Source organism: Sandaracinaceae bacterium (assembly GCA_020633055.1).
GTDB lineage: Bacteria > Myxococcota_A > Polyangia > Polyangiales > Houyiibacteriaceae > JADJJE01.
This window is the reverse complement of sequence record JACKEJ010000004.1, coordinates 479,539-500,551: the sequence shown is the minus strand read 5'-3', so window position 1 is coordinate 500,551 and position 21,013 is coordinate 479,539. Positions and strand designations below refer to the sequence as shown.

The following is a 21,013-nucleotide window of genomic DNA, read 5'->3' as shown; positions in this document are numbered from 1 at the left end:
ACGCAAGGGCGGGGCGTGTGCTCGGCGACTGTTCTTTCGTCCCAGAATGGTGTCTCATGGCATCCGTCATGGAGTCGTCCACCCTCCGAGAAGCGGTCGGGAAGGTCCCCGTCCGGGTCGGCCGCTACGACGTCGTCGGGCTCATCGGCCACGGCGGGATGGGCGACGTCTACGAGGCCATCGACACCGAGCTGGGCGGGCGCGTCGCGCTGAAGACGCTGCGCGTGCGGGAGATCGCGCCAGAGCGCCTGCTGCTGTTCAAGAACGAGTTCCGCGCGGTGGCGGACCTCACCCACCGCAACCTCGTGCCCCTCTACGAGTTGGCCTGCCACGAAGGGCTGTGGTTCTTCACGATGGAGCTCATCGAGGGCGTGAACCTGGTCGACGGCATCCGTCGGACGATCAGCGAAGCCTCGGTCAGTCGCTCGCGGGAGATCGCGCCGCCCACCGAGGCGACGCGCGCGGACCGCCCCACGACGCGGCCGGACGCCGAGACGCTGCAGGCGCCCGCCTTGCCCGCGCTGGCCACGCCCGTCTGCGACCTCGAGTTCTTCGACGACACCATGGCGCAGATCCTCGACGCCCTCGAGTACCTGCATCAGCGTGGCGTGATCCATCAAGACCTGAAGCCCAGCAACATCCTGGTGGAGCCGAACGGGACCGTGCGCATCCTGGACTTCGGCCTGGTGCAGCGGGTGGGCCGTCCCTCGCGGCTCAACGAAGAGGCGGCCGTGATCGGGACGCCACCGTACATGGCGCCCGAGCTGTGGGTGGGCGCGTCGGCCACACCCGAGTCCGACCTGTTCGCGCTCGGGTGCGTCATGTTCCAGCTGCTGGCTGGTCAGCTGCCGGTCGCGGAGCGCTGGGTGAACGTGCGCCGGGTGCCCCGCCTCGCAGACGTCGTGGAGGGCGTTCCGGCCGCCATCATGGAGATCTGTCAGAGGCTGCTGGCCCGGGACCCGCGCGAGCGGCCCAGCATCGCCGAGGTGCGGGAGGCGCTCGGCATCGAGCACCGCGCAGCGCCAGAGGATCCGTCGGCGCGGCGCCTCGTGGGACGGGCACGCGAGCAGGCCTTGCTTCGAGACGCGTGGGCGCGCGTCGCCCAGGGGGGCAGCGTCGTCACGTTGGTTCAGGGGGGCTCCGGGGTGGGCAAGAGCGCCTTGGTGCACAGCAGCTTCCGTAGCGGAGGCGACGTGCCCGGGTCGTTGGTGCTGCACGGGCGCTGCTACGAGCGCGAGTCCGTTCCCTACAAGGCGTTCGACGGCATGATCGACGCCCTCGCGGTGAAGCTGGCCGCGTACGACGACGAGCAGCTGGCGCAGCTGCTGCCTCCGTGGTTCGGCGAGCTGACGCAGGTCTTCCCGGTGCTCTCGCGCGGCGAGCTCGTGCCCGCGGCACCCACCGGCGAGGTCGCGCCTCTCGAGCTGCGCCGGCGTGTGCTCGAGGCGCTCTATCAGCTGTTCGTGAAGCTGGCGGCGCGCGCACCGCTGGTGCTGGAGGTGGACGACCTGCAGTGGGCCGACGCAGACAGCATGTCCCTGCTCTTCCGGTTGCTGCACGGTGGGCCGCCCGGGCTGCTGATGGTGTTGTCCCTGCGACCGGCCGAGGCCTCCCAACGCGGAGAGGTGGCGCGCTTCCTCGGCGCGGTTTCGGCGTTGCCTCCGGAGCAGCGCGCCGTGGTCATCTCGCTCGACCCGCTCGACGACGAGGCAGCGCTCGAGCTCGCGCGCGAGACGCTGACGTCGCTCGGGCTCTCACCCGACTTGGCACCTGCCATCGCCACGGAGTCGGGCGGTGTCCCGTTCTTCCTCGAAGAGCTCGCGCACGCCGCAGCGCAGCACGGCGGTCGCGTCGTGCGCCTGGACCACGCCCTCGCCCAGCGCGCGCGAGCGCTGCCGGATGCCGAGCGCCGTGTGGTCGAGGTGCTCGCGGTGGCGAACAACCCCATCCCGCGCGCCGTGGTGTGTGCTGCGGCGGGGCTCGAGGGCAACGTCCCTGGCGTGCTGAGCGCGCTACATCGTGGGCACTTCGTCCAGAGCGCGGGCGTACGCGCGGATGGCCGCCTCGGCATCTACCACGACCGCATGCGTGAGTCGGTGCTGGCGGCGCTCACGCCGGAGCACACGCGCGCGCTACACCTCGCGCTCGGCCGAGCGCTGGTCGCGGCGCTCGACCGCGACGACCCGGGCCCGTGGCTGTTCGACACCGTGCGGCACCTGGGCGCCGCCGAGCCCCTCTTGGTCGAGGCGAGCGAGCGGCTGCGGGCGGCCGAGCTGCACCTCCTCGCGGGTCGTCAGGCGCGGCAGGCCGCGTCTTTCGCGCTGGCCTTCCGCTGCTTCGAAGACGGGCTCGCGCTGCTCCCGGAAGACGCGTGGGCCAACGCCTACGACACCGCGCTCGGGCTCCACGCGGGGGGCGCAGAGGCAGCCCACCTGACGGGCGCCGCGACCGTGATGCACGCGCGCGTCGAGGCGGTGAAGTCGAACGCGCGGTCGCTCTTGGACCAGATGTCCGTGCGCGCCGTCGAGGTGGACGCGCTGGCTACTCGCCACGACTACCTCGCGGCGCTCGACGCGGGACTCGAGGCGCTCGGCCTGCTCGGGGTCCAGCTGCCGCTCGACCCCGACGAGGGCACCGTCGGCGCGGCGTTCGGTCACACGTTGGCCGAGCTCGGTCGCATCGGGGTCGATGGCTTCTCGGCGCTGCCCGACGCGGACGACCCGCACGTCCTGGCCGCCATGCGCATCCAGGTGCGCCTGTGTCCGGTGGCCTTCTTCGCGCGGCCCAACCTGCTGGCGCTGATGGCGTGCAACCTCGTGACCACCTCCGTGGAGCGCGGGCTCTCCAGCGCGACACCCAACGCCCTGGCCCTCTTCGGGTTGATCATGAACTCGGCGGGCCTCTATCCCGTCTCGCACGACTGGGGGAAGCTCGCGATCGAGCTGATCGCGCGCTTCCCCGACCGCAGCCTCGAGGCGGCGACCCGGCACGTGGCCTTCAACTTCGTGTGTTCGTGGATGGTGCCGCTGCGCAGCGTGCTGCCCATGTCCCGCGACGTGTTCGAGGTGGCGCAGCGCACGGGAGACTTCGAGTACGGCGCCTTCGCCGCGCACATGTACACGTACATGGCGTTCGCGGCGGGTGAGCCCCTCGAGCCGCTGCGCGACGACGCGCTGCGGCTGGGCGAGCAGATCCGCGCGACGGGCCAGATCAACGCGGCGCACCTGCACGCGCCGTTCGAGCAGCTGCTGCGCGCGCTGACGGGCGCCAAGGACGAGCCGTGGACGCTGGACGACGCCGACTTCGACGAGGCGTCCATCCTCGCTGCGGACGTCGAGGCCGGTGCGCGCGGAAGCATCGCCATCCACCACGTCGTCATCGGCATGGCGCGCTACCACTTCGGGCGCCCGCGGGCCGCGAGCGAGCACTTCGAGCGCGCGCGCGGGTACCTGGACGCCATCCCGTCGTGCTGGATGCTACCGCTGTTCCATCAGTTCGCGGTGTTGGCCGGCTGCGCCGCCTGGGGGGACCTGAGCGCGGACGAGCGCGCTGCGCTGCGCCCCTCGCTCGACGCCAGCCGCGAAGCGCTGCGGACGCTCGCGCAGCACGCTCCGATGAACTTCGCGCACCGTCTGACGCTGGCGGAGGGTGCGCTGATGCAGGTCGACGGGGACGCCGAGGAGGCGTTGCGGCGCTTCGCCCAGGCGCTCGACGGAGCGCGCGCTGGTGCGTGGCTCGGCGATGTTGCGCTCACGCACGAGCTCATGGCAGGCGGTCTCCGCGCGCTGGAGAGGGACGAGGAGGCCGACCGGGAGGCGTCGCGGGCGACCGAGGCCTACCGTCGCTGGGGTGCGGTCGCGAAGGTCGCGAGCGCCTGAACGGCCGAGGCGTACCGCAAGCCGTCTCGGGTGACGCCCGGTTGCGTCGACGGTCCTGAGCGACCGTGTTGGAGAGAGCTGGGGTCGCACGATCCGCGCCATCTGGCGGCGGCCCGTCTGCGTTCAGGCGGGCTCGTCGGCGGACACGAGGCGGTCGCGTCCGCCCTCCTTGGCACGGTAGAGCGCCGCGTCCGCGCGGCGCAGGGCTTCACGCGCGTCGAGGTTGTCCTCCCCGTGCAGCGCCGTGAAACCGATGCTGGTCGTGAGCCGCAGGTCCGACACCGGCCAACGCAGCTCCGAGATACGCACGCGCAGCCCGTCCAGCAGGGCCCCGGCATCGCCAGCGTCGGTGCCGCGCAGCAGCACGCCGAACTCCTCGCCGCCCAGCCGCGCCGCGTGGTCGTCGGTGCGCAGGGCCTCGCGGATGACACGGGCCGTGTCGCGCAGCACCTCGTCGCCCTGCGCGTGTCCGTAGGTGTCATTGATGCGCTTGAAGTGGTCGAGGTCGAGCAGCGCCACGGTGCTGGGGCGCCCCGCCCGCGCCTCGCCCATGGCGTCCTCGAGCGTGCGCGCGAACGCGCGGCGGTTGGGCAGCCCGGTCAGCACGTCGTGAGTGGCCAGGTGTGTCAGCTCTTCCTCGGCCCGGCGCCGCTCGGCCACCTCCGAGGAGAGCCGCGCGTTGGTCTCGGTCAGCGCGCGCCGCTGCGCCTCGATCAAGAGACGCTGGTGCGTGCGCCGCCGCGTCATGCGGTTGGCGTACAGGGAGAGACCCAGGCCGAGCGCCGTGGCCGTGAGGGCGTTCACGATGACGGACAGCCGCTGCGCCGAGTCGGGCTGCGTGCGCGCGCAGACACCTACCAGGACGAGGAACGCGAGGGTGTAGGCGGCGACCGTCTGGACCGTGGTCGCTCGGGTCAGCAGCGCCACCCCGAGAGACACCGCGAGGTAGGCGTTGATCGAGTTGGTGACGAGTTGGTCGATGCCCGTCAGCAGCGCGCCGAACACGAGGTAGAGCCCGGCCATGATCAGCGCGAAGCGCCGAGCGGCGTCCGACGTCGCGCGCCCCAGACGCCGCATGAGGAGGGTGGCGGACAGGCTCACCACCGTGGCCGCTGCGTGTGCGCCCGCGATCGCGAGCCGCCAGCTCTCTGCGCGCGCGGAGCCCGCTTGGTCCAGCAGGGAGTCTGGGCGGAAGGCCGCAAACACCACCACGTGCACCGCGTGGACCACCACCAGCAGCGGCGCCAAGGTGCGCAGTCGCGTGAGGTTCTCGGCGGCCGTGGCTTCGCTCACCCGCAGGCGAAGCACGTCCGGGTCGATCACGACCTCGAGGTCGGTGGACATGCGCGCTTCTGTATCACGTCGCGCGCGGCAAGCTCGCCGACGACGCCGATGTCCGTTTCGTTGGCGCCGCAGCGACCTCCTACTCGGCCGCGTCGGGGAGAGTGGTCGTTGCCTCGGCAGCGCGACCTTCGCCACGCAGCGGCACCAGCGGCCAGAGCAGCTCGGTCGTGGCGGACTCGGGCGCCAGGTTCTCGATGCCGTAGGCCTCTGGGTAGCGGCGCGTGATGCGCGCCGTGCCGAAGAGCACGTCCCAGAAGAACAGCAGGTTGCCGTAGTTGCCGGCGTAGTGGGTGACACCGTCGTCCGCGTGCCGGCCGTGGTGCATCGCGTGGGTGGAGGGCGTGGAGACAATACGCTCGACGACCCACATCACGTGCGAGAGCCAACGCACACGGTAGAGGCGCTCGTCCCAGCGGACGCTGGAGTGCGCGCCAGCGATGACCGTGAGCTTGACCGCGAGGTAGCCCGCGTAGACGGCGCCCAGCCCCGCGTGGACGAGGGCACCGCTGACCCACAGGCTGGGCATGAGGGCGTAGTAGAAGACGTTGTTGCGGTACATCATCGACACGCTCATGTAGCGGGCGGAGTGGTGCGCGCGGTGGAGCGTGTACAGGAACGGGACGCTGTGCGACGCGCGATGCCAGAGGTACTGCGTCAGGTCGTCCCCAACGAGGAAGAGCCCCACGGCGGCCCAGAGCGGGAGGTCGGCCAACGCGTTGCGACTGCTCGGCGAGGCCACGTCCAGGAGGGCGCTCACGGTCAGCGCGACGAGCGGGCTCACGACCAGACCCACCGCGGCGCTCGACAGGAGGTCGAAGGCCAGCTGGCGTCCGCTGCGGCCTCGAGGTGGGGAGCGCCAGAGCTCGAGGAGCCCGAAGGTCAGGCCGATGGAGAGGATGGTCAGGCGGAGCGTCATGGACACACGATGGTTTCCATGAAAACTTCCTACAAGTGGTATGTTTTCATCTAAACATGCCTGGTGAGAATCAATTGCCGCCCTTCGAGCTCCGGCACCTCGTGCACCTGGTCGCGCTCGAGGAACACGGGACGCTCCACGCCGCCGCCGGCGCGCTGCACCTCAGCCAGTCCGCGCTGACGAAGTCGATCGCGGCCCTCGAGGACGCGCTGGGCAGCCCCCTCTTCGATCGCTCTGGGCGGCGCCTCCGCCCGAACGCGCTGCATGGCCGTGTACTCGCGCGTGCGCGGGCGATGCTCGCCGCGGCAGGGGATCTCGAGCGCGAGGCGGCGCTTCATCGCGAGCAGCACTTGGACGAGCTGCAGATCGGGGTCGGTCCCGTGGTGGCGCTCGGCCCGCTCCCGGCCGCGCTCGCCCGGTTCCGCGCGCTCGCGCCGGACGTGCGCGTCGTGGTGCGCGTCGCGGCGACCGAGGAGTTGGCGCCCGCGCTCGTCGCGGGGCGGCTGCACCTGGTGGTCGCCGACTGGGAGCAGCGGACTGATGGGGAGTTCGACGTGGAGACCCTCGGCCCCGACCCGATCGCGGGCGCCGTCCGGCCTGGGCACCCGCTGGCGGCCCTGGGCGAACGAGCCACCCTTCCGGACCTCTTCTCTTACCCGCGCGCGGGCGCGACACCGCCGCCGCGCATGCGTCGCTTCGTCGAGGAGATGCTCGGTCCTGGGCGCGGTCTCACCGCCGATGTGCTGTGCGACAACTACGAGGTCCTCACGGCGCTCGCGGAGGCGTCTGACACCATCGTGCTGGGGCCGCGCTCGGTCCTCGATCGCTATGCGGCGCAAGGGCGGCTCGTCGTGCTCCCCGTCGCGTATCCGTCACCGGCCTCGGAACCCGGTATTCTGCTCGCTGCGGGGCGCCCGGTGCCGCCCGCGGTGCGTCTCTTGACCGACGTCTTCCTGTCGCGCGCGTAGGGCGCTCCGAGCGGGCGACGCGCCGCGACGACGCCCGGGTTTCGATACCCCGCGACTCGGACGCGGAGACACGCTAGAAGGATCGACCGATGACAGACGACGCGACGCCGGCGCCCCCGCCCGAGAAGACCAAGACCTGGCGCCTCGTGCTGCTCGCCGCCTTGCTGGTGGGCTTGGTGGTCCTCGGCAAGGTCACGGGTCTGGCCGAGCACCTGACGGTCCCCAAGATCCGCGCGTTCATGAGCGAGCTCGGCGTCCTCGGGTTCGTGATCTACCTCGTGGTGTTCTGCCTGGGCGAGCTGATGCACATCCCCGGCATGGTGTTCGTGCTTGCAGCCGTCGTGGCGTACGGGGAGGTCGTGGGCGGCGTCGCCGGCTTCATCGGCGGGGTCATCTCCGTGACGTGCACCTTCGTCTTGGTGCGCCGAGTGGGCGGTCAGCCGCTGGGCGAGATCAAGTGGCCCATCATGCGCAAGGTGCTCGAGCTCATGGACGAGCGTCCGGTGGCGGTCGTCACGGTGCTGCGCATGCTCTTCGCCTTCGCGCCGCCGCTCAACTATGCGCTGGCGATGTCCAGCGTCCGCCTGCGTCAGTACGTGATCGGGTCGTTCATCGGGCTCATCCCGTGGGCGTTGGCCTGCGCCGTGTTCACCGAGTGGCTGCTCGAGTTCCTCGGACTGGCCGCGCGCTGACGGGCGCACCCGGCCGGGGGTCGCGCGTCACTCCGAGAGCAGCGTGTCGAACAACAGCACTCCTGCGGCGAGGAACAGCAGGTCGCACGCGCCAAGCAACAATAGCCAGTCGAGCGCCTCGGTCAGCGGGGCGCCCCCAAGGACCTCCCGCGCGCCCAGCACTCCGGCCAGGAGCGTGGGCGTCACCAGCGGGAACACGACCACGCTGAGCATCAGGTCGCGCGCGCGGGTCTGCACCGTCAGCGCCGCGAACAGCGTGCCTGCGGCCGCAAAGCCGAAGCAGGTGAGCAGCGTAATGCCCAGAACCACGAGCAGGGTCACGTCGGGCTCGAGGTGGAAGAAGAGCCCCACGATGGGGAGCAGGAGCAGCGCGATGAGCCCCAGGAACACCATGGTGGACGCGAGCTTGCCCAGGTAGATGGACGCGCGTGGGATGGGGCTCATGAGCAGTCCACGCAGGGCGCCCAGCTCGCGCTCCCGCGCCCAGCTGCGGCCCATCCCCAGCACGCCCGCGAAGCTCAGCGAGACGAACAGCACGCCGGGGGCGATCTGCCGGGCCAGGTCTTGGGTCAGGTAGAACGAGAGCGCGGCCATGACCACCACGAGCAGCGCGAACAGCCCGGTGGTGGCGGTCACCTCGCGAGTGCGGGCCTCGATGCGGAGGTCCTTCGATGCGATCAGCTGTGCGCCTCGCAGCAGACCCAGGCGTTTTGGCGGGCGTCGCTTGCCGGATGTGTCGACGCTCACGACGTAGCCTCGCTCGTGGGGAGGCGCCGCCCGGCTCGCAGCGCGATGTGTGTGTCCCCCACGCGCTCGGCAAACGCGCTGTCATGGGTGACCAGCACCTGCACCACCGAGCGCGCGCGCTCGGCCGCGATGGCGTCGGCCAGTCGCTCGATCGAGTCCGCGTCCAGCCCGTTGGTGGGCTCGTCCAGCAGCAGGATGCGCGGCGCGTGCAGCAGGGCCCGGCACAGCGCCACACGCTGCAGCTGCCCACGCGAGTAGGTGCGGACCGGTCGCTCGCCAAAGCGGCCCACCCCGAAGCGCTCGCGCAGCTCCTCCACGCGGGAGGGTGCGTTGCGCACGCTGTAGAGCGCGGCGTAGAGCGTGAGGTTCTCGACGCCCGTCAGGTCCGGGTAGAGCAGCGCGTCGTGCGCCACGAGGCCCACGGCGGCGCGCAAGGTGGCGTCGTCGTAGAGGCGCGCGTCGTAGCGGATGTGGCCGCTGGTCGGCCGCGCGGTCTGCGCCAGCAGCGAGAGCAGCGTGCTCTTCCCCGAGCCGTTGGGGCCAGAGACGACGGTCACCTCGCCGGGCTCGAAGCGCGCGTCGAGGTCCAGCAGCGCGCGCGTCGTGCCGTACAGCTTGGTGAGCTTCTCCGTGCACACCGCGTCGAGCGGCATGTCGGTGGTGCGCATGGCGGTGTGCGGCGCGGTGCTGGGGGAGGGCGCGGTCATGGGGCTAGAAGAGTGACGCGACGATACCGTCCAGCGCGAGCCATTGCTCGTGAGGAACGCGCAGCCTCCCTCCGTCTAGCACGACCTGGCCGCGCGCGAGGGCGGTGCGCAGCGCGGGGCCCCGGCCCGTCTCGAGCGGTAGCCCGGCGCGCTGCTCGGCGTGCGCCACGTCCACCCCCTCGGCGGTGCGCAGCCCCAGCATCAACGCCTCGCGCAGCAGCGTCTGGCCGTCGAGCGCTTCGCGCTCCGCCTCGCGTGCCTCCGCGCCATCGTGGAACGTCTGCACGTAGGCGTGACCATCGGGCTGGTTGCGGTAGCGATAGGCGCTCCCCGGGCCGCCGCTCAGGCAGCCCACCGCCGCTGCGCCAAGGCCCAGGTAGTCGCCCGCGCGCCAGTAGTGCAGGTTGTGTTGGCTCTCCTCGCCGGGCACCGCGTAGTTGCTGACCTCGTAGTGCAGGAGCCCCTGCCCCGCGAAGGCCTGCTCCGCCGCCGCGAACATGTCCGCGTAATGATCCTCGCTCGCCACGCGCAGCTTGCCCTCTCGGTGCAGCGCGCCGAAGTGCGTGTCGGGCTCGATGGTGAGCGCGTAGCACGAGACGTGGCGCACCCCGAGGTCCAGCACCCGCGCGACCTCTGCGCGCAGGGCCCCGCTCTCCTGGTCGGGCATGCCGAACATGAGGTCGGCGCTGACCCGGGGGATGTGTCGCGCCGCCGTGCGCACCGCGGCAAGCGCCTGCTCGGCGTCGTGCAGCCGCCCGAGGAAACGCAGGCGCGCGTCATCGACGGACTGCACGCCGAGGGACACGCGGTTGACACCCGCCTCGGCCAGCCCCGCCGCCTTCGCGTCATCGAAGCTGTTGGGGTTGCACTCGACCGTCACCTCGAGCCCCTCGCAGTGCTCTGGGAAGGCGGACAGGATGCCGCGCAACACGCGAGCGAGCTCGGTGGTCTCCCACAGCGAAGGCGTGCCCCCGCCGAAGAACACGGAGCGCAGCGTGCGCGGGCCCAGCTGCTCCGCGCGCGCGCGGAGCTCGCTCAGCACGGCGTCTGCATACTCGCGGTGCGGGATGCTGTGGGCGGGCACGCCGCGCGTGGCGAAGTCGCAGTAGGGGCACTTCCGCGCGCAGTAGGGGAAGTGGACGTAGACGGACGTCTCGCGGGGGGAGGCGTCGTCACGCGTTGCGTGATTCGCGGTCGCAGCAAGCGCGCTCATGACCGGACGGCGAACACCGTGGGAGCGCGTCGGTAGGTACGCGTCAGCAGCGCCGTGAACGCGGCGCTCGAGTGCAGGTCCGGGGGCGTCTCGAAGCTCAGCCCGCGGGCGCGGAGGTCGCCCACGAAGGTGTCGAGGATTTGGCCGTCGTCGAGCGCCTCTTCCCCTGTGTCATAGCGCACCGCGTCGCGCTCCGTCGCGAAGCAGAGGGCCTTCCACGAGACGCTCAGCCGCACTTCGTCGCGCCGATACCGCTTGCGCTCCACGACCTCGTCCGTGAGCGCCCCGGTGGCATCGCGTCCACGGTCCTCCAGCACGTAGCCGTCGTCCGTGGCGCGCAGCGTGGCGTCGAGGCTGAGGCCCATCGGGACCTCGCGGTCGTTCCCCCCGATGGCCTCCACCGCGTGGAACATGTAGTCGTTGTCGCCCATCAGCGCGGTGTTGCTCATGCACGGGCGCGAGCGCGGCGCCGCGTCCGGGCCGTCGGGCCAATACGTGAAGCCACCGCCCACGCCGCTGTAGAACCACGTCACGGCCGTGGCGGTGGGCACGTACCAGCGCGTGAACAGCTCGGACTTGTGCATGACCTGCAGCAGCCACACGGGCAGGCGACCACGCGTGGCGCCGCGAAAGCAGGGCACATCTACGTGGCCGGGGTCCACCTTGGGGAGCGGCGGGTTGAGGTTCACGTATACGTGTTCGGGGCGCACCACGGCGGCGTCCATCAAGCGCCGCGCGGCGTCGATGAGCGCGGGGTGCTCGAGGAAGCGTGCCACGCCAGGCACGGAGGGCTGCCCCGGCACGCACCAATCGCCGCGGAACCAGGGCGCCACGAGCATTGGCTTCTTCGCCACGGCCAGGACCGAGTCGGAGCGCTCCGCGTCTTCGTCGTGGCTCGCTTCGTCCTGGCCAGCCTCCGACAGCGCGCGCAGCTGGTCCAGGTTCTCGACGTAGCGCTGCACCGACCAGTACGGGGAACCCGCGCGCACGAGCGTGTGGACGTCGCTCGGGTCATCGAGGATGGCGTCGAGCGCGATGGGGGGGCGGGGCTGCGCGAAGGTCATGTGGGGAGGCTCACCGAGCCGCAGCTTGGCGCATTGTGTCCGCGCCCGCCACGCTCGCTTCGGGCCTGTTTTCTGTCATGCTCGCAGTGGCCTCGCGGCCAGGACGCTGTATGACGACTGACGCCCCCATCCCCCAGGCGCCCGCCGCCGGTTCGCCTGCCGCCAGCACGGGCGCCGGCGGTGCCCCTGCGCGCAAGGGCGAGCCGCCGTACCTGGCGCGTTGGCGCTTGGCAACGGGTCTGCTCGTGTTGGCGGCCATCGCGTGCGTCACGGTCGCGCTCTTGCAGGGTCACGGTGTCCTGCCCCACGCGCTGTGGGTCGCGGTACTGCTCCACGGCCTCGAGGGGGCGTTGGTGGGGGGCCTGTGTGACTGGTTCGCCGTGGTGAAGACCTACCGCACCGTCGAGCTCCATCGCGACGACGTGGCGGACGGAATCGGCGATTGGGTCCGCGACGAGCTGCTCAGCGAGCACGTCATCCGCAAGCAGGTGGACGCGGTGCTCGACAGCCCCGCCACGCGCGACGCGCTCTACGCGCGCCTGGACAAGGAGCTCGGCTCGCGGGACGAGCTGGTCGCCAAGGTCGAGGGGGTCGTCGCCTCCATCGAGAAGCGCATCGTACCCGAGGCGGTCGCGTTCGAGCTGGGAGACTTCGGCACCACACGCGTCGACGACGTGACGCGCGACGCGCGCATGGAGCCGGTGTTCCGGACGTGTCTGGCCGAGGCAGTGCTCGTGGTGCTGGACCAACCCGAGTCGGCCGAGGTCATCGACGCGGCCCTCAAGCAGTACGTCGGCATCTTCCGCTCGCTGGGCATCGCGAAGAAGGAGCGCATCGTGCAGGAGCTGAAGGAGGCGGCCGTCCAGTTCCGGGACGACTCGTTGCCCAGCGCCGACAACGTCTTGGTCAAGGCGCTCGAGAAGCGTACGGACTTCCTGCTGAGCACGGGCGTGGCCGCGTACCTGCACGCGTGGGACGCGCTGACCGAGCTCGAGCGCCGCAACGCCATCGCTGCGTTGCTGGAGCGCGCGCGTCCGGTCGTGGTCACGGCCGTCACGGCCTGGATCGAGGCGCAACGCGACGAGCTGCGCCGCATGCCCACGCTCAAGGACTACGAGATCGCCGTGAGCGTTCGCAACCTGCTGGTGGAGCGCATCGACCAGAGCGTCAGCGACGGAGTCGGCAACGCGGTGCGCGAGTCGCTGAAGGAGCAGCCCGCCAGCGACTTCCGCGCGATGTTGGAGTGGCAGACCCGGCGTCAGCTGGAGATGATCCGCTTGTCCGGTACGCTCATGGGTGTGGCGGTGGGCGCCGGGCTCGGCGGCTTGCTGCACCTGCTCGGGGGCTGACCCCAGGCCGCGCGGCTACTGTCCGCCGGCGGCGCGGTACTTGGCGCGCAGGTCGTCGAGCAGCTGGCTGAGCAGCCGCTCCTCTTCGCCCGTGAGGTTGCCCGCCGTCTTTTGCTCCAGCAGCACCAGGCAGTCGATGGTGTGGCGGGCGAGCGGCAGGTTCTTCTCCGCCTTCTTGCCCGCCACCTCGATGGCGCCCAGGTCCACCAGCGCCGATGCGCTCAGCGACAGCACGAACGTGTTGAAGTCGATCGCCGGAGCGCTCTGTTCTTCTGTGTCGTGCTCGACCGTGTCTTCGTCGCTCATGGTGTCCCTCGCGCGAGCTCAGGCCTCGTTGGCCTCGTCGTCCGCGTCGTCATCATCGTCGTCGTCCAGCGCGTCGTCGTCATCGTCATCGAGGTCGTCGTCGTCGCTGTCGTCGTCGTCGGTGCTCCGGCTGGCGCTCGCGGCGGGGCTCGCGCTGCTCTTGTGCGCGGCCTGCTTGCTCAGCGCGCCCTCGATGGCCTCGAGCTCCTCGGCCAGGCTCGCGGCCGGGTCCAGGTACTCCGCGTTGGCGCTGTTGTCGGCCAACCCCGCGAGGTGCTTGTCGACCTCCTTCTGCGTGATGAGGCCCTTGGCGAGGTTGCGGTCGAGGATGCGCTTGTCGAGGAGCTGATCGGAGCTGGACATAGGTGGCCGAGTGTAGAGGGGAGCGCGCGGCTGTCAATGCACCCATGGGGCGAGGAGCTCACCAGTCCGCTCCGGGTTCGGTGGTGTGGGCGGGAAGGTGATCGTGAACGGGAGAGGGGAGCGCCGGCCACGGGCCCGGTCGCGCAGGCGCTCCCTGCGGTGCCTCCCCCATTGCGGCGCGCCAGGGCGCTTGCAATGGGGCCCCCCCAACACCCGTGGTCGGCGCTCCCCTCTCCCTCACGGACGTCTGTGCCCGGGGTGCGCGACTGTAGCTGCGGGACTCGGGAGATCCTCTTTCGGGCGGTAGGTGCTCGGCGTGCGCGACTGTGGCTGGGGGACTCGCGGGATGCGCTTCTGGACGCGAAGGGGCTCAGGTGAGCGCGAATGAGGCTCGGGGGGACTCGCGGGATGCGCTTCTGGACGCGAAGGGGCTCAGGTGGGCGCGGCTGGGATCCGGGGATCGGGGATCGGGGATCGGGCTTGGGTGGGCGCGGCTGGGGTCCGGGGACTCGGGGGCGGCGCTCGGGGCGTGCGAGGGGCCGCGTGCGGGCGTGTTAGCCCCGGGGGACGAGCTGTTCGCGGTAGCGGCGGCCGTTGGCGACGTAGACGGCGGCGGACATGCGGGTGCCTGCGGCGGCGGCGTCGTCCAGGGTGCGGACGACCTTGCCGGGGGTGCCCATGACGAGGGAGTTGTCGGGGATGACCTTGCCCTCGGGCACGAAGGCGTTGGCGCCGATGACGCAGTTCTTGCCGATGACGGCGCCGTTGAGCACCACGGCGTGGATGCCGATCAGGCTGTAGTCGCCGATGGTGCAGCCGTGGACCATGGCGTGGTGGCCCACCGTGACGCCGCGGCCGAGGGTGAGGGGCATGCCCGGGTCGGCGTGCAGCACCGCGTTGTCCTGCACGTTGCTCTCGGGTCCGACGGTGATGATGTCCGCGTCGCCGCGGATGACGGCGCCGAACCACACGCTGCTGTCGGGGTGGAGCACCACGCTGCCGATGACGGAGGCAGAGGGGGCGACGTACACATCGCCGAGGATGGAGACGCGGCGATCGCCGAGGTCGTACAGCACGTGGGGGGCTCCGTTCGGGTCAGGGGGGGCTCGGCCCCGGGATGGCAGCGGCGCGCGCCAGCGGGTGGCCCGCCGTGAACGCCTGCGCGGTCAGATGTCCAGGTTGGTCACGTTGAGCGCGTTGTCTTCGATGAAGGCGCGGCGCGGCTCCACTTGGTCGCCCATGAGCACGCTGAAGATCTCCTCGGCTTCCACCGCGTCGTCGATGCGCACCTGCAGCAGCGAGCGGGTGTCCGGGTCCATGGTGGTCTCCCACAGCTCCTCGGGGTTCATCTCGCCCAGGCCCTTGTAGCGCTGGATGCTGGTGCCCTTGCGTGCGCGCGCGTCGATGAACGTCCAGAGCGCGTCGATGGTGTCGAGGGTCTGGGCGTCGCTGCTCTCGGCCCCGCTCTTGTCCAGCGTGACGGCCGTGTAGGGCGCCGCGCCGATGGCCTTGATGCCGTCCTCGATGCGCCGCAGCTCCGCGATGTCACCGCCGCTCAGGAGGTCGAAGTCCAGGGTGGTGCGGCGCTCGGCGATGCCCGCGCGCGTGGTCACTTCGAGGGCGAAGCGCTCGTGCTCGTCGTCGCGCAGCACGTCGATGCGCAGCGGGGCGAGGTCGTCGTGGTGGGTCTCGATGTAGGTGCGCAGACCCGCCACGGCGGCGTCCACCTGCTCACGGTCCTTCAGGCCAGCCGGGGTGAGCGAGGTGGCGCGGATCAGCGCGTGCAGCACGGCCCCTTCGGCCCGGCGACGCGCGTTGGCCACCAGCGTGCGGAAACGCTCGAGGTCGCGCAGCAGCGCCTTCAGCGGGTCGCCCGTGAGCGGCACACTGCCGCTGTCGGCGCGCACCAGCAGGTTGTCTGCGCCGCTCTCGATCAGGTGCGCGTTGAGCGCCGGATCGTCCTTCAGGTAGCGCACCTTCTTGCCCTTGGTGAACTTGTAGAGCGGCGGCTGCGCGATGTAGAGGTAGCCCTTCTCGATGAGCTCGGGCATCTGCCGGTAGAAGAAGGTCAGCAGCAGCGTGCGGATGTGCGAACCGTCCACGTCGGCGTCGGTCATGATGATGACCTGGTGGTAGCGCAGCTTGTCGACCTCGAAGTTCTCGCCGCCCCGCACGCCGCACCCGAGCGCGGTGATGAGCGTGCCGATCTCGGCGCTGCTAAGCATCTTCTCGAAGCGCGCGCGCTCCACGTTCAGGATCTTGCCGCGCAGGGGCAGGATGGCCTGGAAGCGCCGGTTGCGGCCCTGCTTGGCCGAGCCACCGGCCGAGTCACCCTCGACGATGTAGATCTCGCTCTCCACCGGGTCCTTGCTCTGGCAGTCGGCCAGCTTGCCGGGGAGGTTGCTGGGGTCGAGCGCGCCCTTGCGCTGCACCATCTCGCGCGCCTTGCGGGCGGCTTCGCGAGCGCGCGCGGCCAGCACCGTCTTCTCGACGATGCGCTTGGCCGAGCGCGGGTTCTCCTGCAGGTATGCCGCGAACTCGTCACCGACGATGCTCTCGACGATGCCGCGCACCTCGCTCGAGACCAGCTTGTCCTTGGTCTGCGAGGAGAACGCCGGGTCGGGGTGCTTGACGCTGATGATGCAGGTCAGCCCCTCGCGCACGTCTTCGCCGGCGAGCGGGTTCTTGAGGTCCTTGAGGAGCTTCTCGTCCGTGCCGTACGTGTTGATGACGCGCGTGATGGCGGTGCGCAGGCCGGTGAGGTGCGTGCCGCCATCCTTGTTGCGGACGTTGTTGGTGTACGGGTAGATCGACTCGCTGTAGGCGTCGCTCCACTGCATGGCGATCTCCACCATCACGCCATCCTTTTCGGCGCTGAAGTAGATGACGTCGTCGTGCAGCGGGGTGCGGTTCTTGTTGAGCGTCTCGACGAACTCGCGGATGCCGCCGTCGAAGCGGTGCACCACGGTCTTGCCCTCGGGGCGCTCGTCCGTGAGCGTGATCTCGAAGCCGGCGTTGAGGAACGAGATCTCGCGCAGACGGTTGCTCAGCGTGTCGAAGCTGAAGTTGGTCATCGAGAAGATGGTCGGGTCCGGGATGAACGACACCTTCGTCCCCGTGGTCTTGCTCTCGCCGATGGCCTCGATCGGCGCCTGCGGCACGCCGCGCTTGTACTCCTGGTACCAGACCTTGCCTTCGCGGCGGATCTCGAGGCGCAGCCAGTCGCTGACCGCGTTCACGGCCGACACGCCCACGCCGTGCAGACCGGCGGAGACCTTGTAGCTCTCGTTGTCGAACTTCCCGCCCGCGTGCAGCTGCGTCATGACCACCTCGGCCGCGCTGACGCCCTTGGCGTGCATGCCCACCGGGATGCCGCGGCCGTTGTCCACTACCGTGACGCTGCCGTCCGGGTGGATGGTCATGGTGATGCGGTCACAGTGCCCGGCTAGGTGCTCGTCCACGGCGTTGTCGACCACCTCCCACACGAGGTGGTGCAGGCCCGTTCCGTCGTGCGGATCGCCGATGTACATGCCCGGCCGCTTGCGCACGGCCTCGAGGCCCTCGAGCACCTGGATGGCGTTCTGGTCGTAGTCGTTGGGAGCGGCGGCAGGTGCGCCGCCCTCGGGTGCGTTTTCTTCGTTGGCCATGGAGCCCTTGGATCGAGCGGGCAGGGGCCCGCGAAGTCGGGCCGAGTGTACTCCCGTTCGGGGCCGCGAGCAACCTCGGACTGCGGTTGTAACATGCTGAAAAGACACCGCAATTGGCTCGCTTGTCGCCGCTCTCCTGCGCCCGCCCGCTGGCGGGCGACTCACACCGGTCTGCGTGGCCCTGCGGGACGCACCGGGGCGGTCGTGAAGTCCGCGGGTGGAAACGTGCCCGCGCCCTCCCGGGCGTGCGTAGCCGTGCGCTTCAGGTGCGTGTTCGAAGCGCGTCCAGCCGCTCGAGCACGGCCTTGCGGGAGAGCACACTCTTGAACACATACAGCGCGCCGCTCTGCTCGTCGTCGAGTACGGCTTCGCTCACCCGCAACCGCGCTGGGACGGCGAGGATCATGGGCGCATCGAGCCCCGCCTCGATGAGCGCAAGGCGCCGAAACACCGCATCACGGCTCCAGAACCCGAGCACCTCGAGGTGTACCCGTTGGCCGCTCTCGCGGTGCGTGAAGGTGACGTCTGGCACGCACACGCCCAGGCCCGGCACGTTGAGGATCTCGCCGGATGCGGCAGCGCGCCACGGCCCGTCCAGCTTCTCGAACGAGGCCACCAGAGCCTCCACCTCGGGGCGCTGCGCGGGCTCTTGCCGATGCGCCCGTACCTCCGGCGGCTCGGCGTCGTCGTCCATCCGGGCGCCATCGGGGGACACATCGCGCCCGCCGCGGAGGGTGAAGCGCAGCGAGTCGCGCTGGGGTCCCCACAGCACGTCGGCTTCGAGCTCGAACAACGCACAGGCTCGCAGCGCGGGTAGCACCAGCGCGAGCGCGAGGCCATACTTGGTGGACGCTTGGAACAGGCTGAGCGGTCCGTCGAGCGTGATGGCATAGCGCGTCGGTTGCGCGGGAGCGGTCCCGTCCGAACCCGCGCCAGCGCTGGCCAGGGGCGCGATCTCGAACAGCAGCCCGTGGAACTTGAGCTTCTGGAACAGGTAGCGCAGCGTCGGTGCGTGCGTGTCGGAGACCACCACGCGCACGGACGTCGCGCGCAAGAGCACCGCTTGAGCCTGCCCCAGCTCGTAGTCGGATAGCAGCCGCGCCGCGCCAAACCCCGGCGCGCGCAAGAGCACGTGCTGGCCGCGCAGATCGGCGTAGAGGCGCGTCATCAAGTCGTCCACGCTACACCCGACGCGCTCGGCTGCTGCCCGTACGGTGTCCTGCACCGAGAAGTCCCGCTGGGACGTTGCCGCCATGCGCGCGGCCGCGGCCGCACCGAAGACCTCGGCGCGCAGCGCACGCGCCTCATCCCCTGCGTCGGCGCTGAACTCGCACGCGTCGAGCGCGAGCTTGGCCAACCCAGCCGCAACCTTCTTGAGTGCCGCGCGCACCACCAGGCCGCCCAGCGCCGCGTCGACGTCGTCGCGGCAGTGACCCACGTGCGCGCGCAGCGCGTCCAGGGTGTCCTCCGCGAGCTGCATCAGCTCTGCGCGAACCAGCTCGCCCTTGGGCCCCGTCGGCACCAACGGGGTGAGCGTGAGGGTGTCTCCTCGGCGCCGAGCGCGCACCATGTCAGCGGTAAGCACTGTGCTCCCTCCGGCGTTCGCTGGTGAACGTCTCGTGGGTGTCCGCCGTGACCAGCTCGTACAGCACGGCGCGCTTGTCGCCCACCTTGCGCAACACGCGTCCGAGGCGCTGCACGTGCTCGCGCACCGACCCGCTGCCAGACACGATGATGGCGACGTTCGCGTCCGGCACGTCCACGCCCTCGTTCAGCACCTTCGACGTCACCACGGCTCGGTAGCGCCCGCTGGCCAGCCCCTCGAGGATCTCGCTGCGCTCCGTGACGCGCGTCTGGTGCGTGATGGCTGGCACCAGGAAGCGCCGCGAGATGTCGTAGGCGGTGGCGTTGTCCTGCGTGAACAGCAGCGTGCGGTCCGCGCGGTGGCGGTGCAGCAGGTGCTCCACCATCTCGAGCTTGGCCTCGGCGGCGAACGCGATGTGCCGCTGCTCGCGGTAGGCGGCCATGGCGCGCTGCCCCTCGTCGGACCAGGTCGAGCGCTGCACGAACTCCCCCCAGCCGTGGGGCGAGCTCATGCGGATGCCCTGCGACAGCACGAAGCCCCGGTACACGCCCCGCGCCTTGTCGTAGCGCGCGCGCTCGTCCGGGCTGAGGTCCACGCTGACCTTCTCGGTCTCGTAGTCCGCCAGGAAGTCTCCCGAGAGCTCGACGATGTCCTTGCGGTACACGACCGGGCCCACCAGCTCGGTCAGGTCTGCGTGGCGTCCGTCCGCGCGCTCCAACGTCGCGCTCAAGCCCAGCCGGAACGGGGCGAGGTAGCCGCGCGCGGCGAGCGCGTAGCTCTCCCCGGGGAGGTGGTGCACCTCGTCGTAGATGACCATCCCGAAGCGGGCGCCCAGGTGCGGCATGTGCAGATGCGCCGAGTCGTAGGTGGTCACCGTCAGCGGCAGCACCCGGTGATCCCCGCCTCCCACCACACCCACCTCGCCGCCGAAGGACGCGCGTAGCAGGTCGTACCACTGCCGCACCAGGTCGAGGGTGGGCGCGACCACGAGGGTGGCGCGCGCGTGCTTCGCGATGGCCATCACCGCCACGTGGCTCTTGCCCGCGCCTGTGGGCAGCACCACCAGCCCGCGGCTGCGCGCCCGCGCAAAGGCCTCCATCGCCTCGCGCTGGTAGAAGCGTGGCTCGCGGTGCACACGCAGCGTCTTGCCCAACTCGGGGTAGTCGCGTGCCTCGTCGGTGTACTCGGAGCCCGCGCGCAGGAGCGCCCGCACCGTGTCGGCGTAGTGCACCGCCGGCGCCCGGTAGCAGTCGCTGCGTGTGTCCCACACGAAGGCGTCCGTGGGTGGGCTCGCGTCCCGTGCCAGGCCGAGGGCCAGCAGCGTGCCGCCCGTGAAGCGCAGCGTGATCATGCGCTGCGGGTCTGACGCAGGCGGTACGCTTCCGCCACCCGGATGATGAGCGGCAGCGGCGCGTCGAACCAGGCCGCCGCCAGGCGCCCCTTGCGGCGCGCCCGGATGGTGGCCTCTTGCTCGGCCTCGCCTCTCGCGTCGGCGTCGCGGAGGGTGACCTCGAGGTGGGGGTAGAGAGGTCTCAGCCGACCGGGAAGAGCGGCGTGGGTCTCGCCGAAGCCTTCGATCTCGCTCCAGCCAAAGGCCCGCACGCCTCCGGGGAAACCGATCACGCACCCGTCGGGCGCCAACACCAGGACGCGGGGCTTGCCCCGCATGCGCCCCTGTAGCAGGTGCCACCCGGCTGGGGAGGCGGCCCCGAGCGCCAGGCTGACGCCGGCAAACGCCCCGGCGAGCGAAGGGGCCACCATCAGCCCGGCCACGAGCCCGGTCGCTCCCGCGGCGGCGCTGCTGGCGGCTGCGGTGAGGAAGCGGTTGAAGCCTGCGCCCGGTCCGTGCCCCACCGGAACCTCGAGCGCGCCCGGGATCTCCAGTCGTGCGATGACGCGGCTCAGCAGCTCGGCAGGGGGCAGAGGGGCGCCGAGGCCTGCGTGGTCGCGGTACGTCCCCTGACGCGCGCGGAGGTCGATCCGCTGCGCCAACCCCGAAAGGCCCAGCTGCTGCAGCTCCTCAGGCAAAGCGTCCTTGCCCACCGCGAACCACGGCGGCGCGGGGGGACGGCGCGGCACCAGCACGTAGAGCTCCTTCGGCGCGTCCGCCGGCAGGGCCAGCGCGCCGAGCACGGATCCCCACGGCACCAGGCTCTTGCCAACGCGGACCCCGCTCGACTCGAGGGACAGCGTCTTGGACGCAGGGAGGTCTTCGTCGATCCACTCGCTCATCA

17 protein-coding genes are annotated in these 21,013 nt (G+C 70.8%); 4 read left to right on the top strand and 13 right to left on the bottom strand.

Annotated elements, in window-relative coordinates; genetic code table 11:
• Positions 1-56: 56 nt before the first annotated feature.
• Positions 57-3,878, top strand: a complete 3,822-nt coding sequence (locus H6726_01945; protein MCB9656382.1) for a protein kinase — start codon at positions 57-59, stop codon at positions 3,876-3,878.
• 123 nt (positions 3,879-4,001) lie between these two features.
• On the opposite strand, the gene H6726_01940 is transcribed toward H6726_01945, so the two are convergent.
• Complete coding sequence (locus H6726_01940) at positions 4,002-5,222, bottom strand: diguanylate cyclase (protein MCB9656381.1); 1,221 nt, start codon at positions 5,220-5,222, stop codon at positions 4,002-4,004.
• A gap of 79 nt (positions 5,223-5,301) precedes the next feature.
• A complete protein-coding gene (locus H6726_01935) occupies positions 5,302-6,138 on the bottom strand; it encodes a sterol desaturase family protein (GenBank protein MCB9656380.1) in 837 nt (278 codons plus the stop codon).
• Positions 6,139-6,194: 56 nt separating this feature from the next.
• On the opposite strand from H6726_01935, the gene H6726_01930 reads away from it, so the two are divergent.
• Positions 6,195-7,106 (top strand): LysR family transcriptional regulator, encoded by a 912-nt coding sequence (locus H6726_01930; GenBank protein MCB9656379.1) that lies wholly within the window; start codon positions 6,195-6,197, stop codon positions 7,104-7,106.
• Between the two features lie 89 nt (positions 7,107-7,195).
• Positions 7,196-7,798 (top strand): VTT domain-containing protein, encoded by a 603-nt coding sequence (locus tag H6726_01925; GenBank protein ID MCB9656378.1) that lies wholly within the window; start codon positions 7,196-7,198, stop codon positions 7,796-7,798.
• A 27-nt stretch (positions 7,799-7,825) separates the two neighbouring features.
• Here the strand turns inward: H6726_01925 and H6726_01920 are convergent, their stop codons facing one another.
• From H6726_01920 to H6726_01905, 4 genes are read right to left on the bottom strand one after another with little or no spacing between them, the layout of a single operon-like run.
• Positions 7,826-8,545 carry a heme exporter protein CcmB gene (locus tag H6726_01920; GenBank protein ID MCB9656377.1) on the bottom strand — a complete coding sequence of 240 codons (720 nt, stop codon included), beginning with the start codon at positions 8,543-8,545 and terminating at the stop codon, positions 7,826-7,828.
• Complete coding sequence (locus H6726_01915) at positions 8,542-9,252, bottom strand: ABC transporter ATP-binding protein (GenBank protein ID MCB9656376.1); 711 nt, start codon at positions 9,250-9,252, stop codon at positions 8,542-8,544. The genes H6726_01920 and H6726_01915 overlap by 4 nt, the downstream gene beginning before the upstream one ends.
• Before the next feature lie 4 nt (positions 9,253-9,256).
• Complete coding sequence (gene hemW, locus H6726_01910) at positions 9,257-10,465, bottom strand: radical SAM family heme chaperone HemW (protein MCB9656375.1); 1,209 nt, start codon at positions 10,463-10,465, stop codon at positions 9,257-9,259.
• Positions 10,462-11,529 carry a hypothetical protein gene (locus tag H6726_01905; protein MCB9656374.1) on the bottom strand — a complete coding sequence of 356 codons (1,068 nt, stop codon included), beginning with the start codon at positions 11,527-11,529 and terminating at the stop codon, positions 10,462-10,464. The genes hemW and H6726_01905 overlap by 4 nt, the downstream gene beginning before the upstream one ends.
• Before the next feature lie 110 nt (positions 11,530-11,639).
• Between H6726_01905 and H6726_01900 the strand changes: the two genes are divergently transcribed.
• Positions 11,640-12,878 (top strand): DUF445 family protein, encoded by a 1,239-nt coding sequence (locus H6726_01900; GenBank protein MCB9656373.1) that lies wholly within the window; start codon positions 11,640-11,642, stop codon positions 12,876-12,878.
• A 15-nt stretch (positions 12,879-12,893) separates the two neighbouring features.
• Here the strand turns inward: H6726_01900 and H6726_01895 are convergent, their stop codons facing one another.
• From H6726_01895 to H6726_01865, 7 genes are all read right to left on the bottom strand, one after another.
• Positions 12,894-13,184 carry a DUF1844 domain-containing protein gene (locus tag H6726_01895; GenBank protein MCB9656372.1) on the bottom strand — a complete coding sequence of 97 codons (291 nt, stop codon included), beginning with the start codon at positions 13,182-13,184 and terminating at the stop codon, positions 12,894-12,896.
• A gap of 18 nt (positions 13,185-13,202) precedes the next feature.
• Positions 13,203-13,547 carry a hypothetical protein gene (locus H6726_01890; GenBank protein ID MCB9656371.1) on the bottom strand — a complete coding sequence of 115 codons (345 nt, stop codon included), beginning with the start codon at positions 13,545-13,547 and terminating at the stop codon, positions 13,203-13,205.
• A 554-nt stretch (positions 13,548-14,101) separates the two neighbouring features.
• The gene (locus H6726_01885) at positions 14,102-14,623 is read right to left on the bottom strand and encodes a gamma carbonic anhydrase family protein (GenBank protein ID MCB9656370.1); all 522 of its coding nucleotides are present in this window, start codon (positions 14,621-14,623) and stop codon (positions 14,102-14,104) included.
• Between the two features lie 90 nt (positions 14,624-14,713).
• Positions 14,714-17,194 carry a DNA topoisomerase (ATP-hydrolyzing) subunit B gene (gyrB, locus tag H6726_01880; GenBank protein ID MCB9656369.1) on the bottom strand — a complete coding sequence of 827 codons (2,481 nt, stop codon included), beginning with the start codon at positions 17,192-17,194 and terminating at the stop codon, positions 14,714-14,716.
• 262 nt (positions 17,195-17,456) lie between these two features.
• On the bottom strand, positions 17,457-18,779 hold the full coding sequence (locus tag H6726_01875; GenBank protein MCB9656368.1) for a DUF790 family protein: 1,323 nt from the start codon (positions 18,777-18,779) through the stop codon (positions 17,457-17,459).
• Positions 18,766-20,130: a DEAD/DEAH box helicase gene (locus tag H6726_01870; protein ID MCB9656367.1), complete on the bottom strand. Its 1,365-nt coding sequence runs from the start codon at positions 20,128-20,130 to the stop codon at positions 18,766-18,768. Before H6726_01870 ends, H6726_01875 begins: the two co-directional genes overlap by 14 nt.
• Positions 20,127-21,011, bottom strand: coding sequence for a hypothetical protein (locus tag H6726_01865; protein ID MCB9656366.1), 885 nt, complete (start codon positions 21,009-21,011; stop codon positions 20,127-20,129). Before H6726_01865 ends, H6726_01870 begins: the two co-directional genes overlap by 4 nt.
• Between the last annotated feature and the right edge of the window lie 2 nt (positions 21,012-21,013).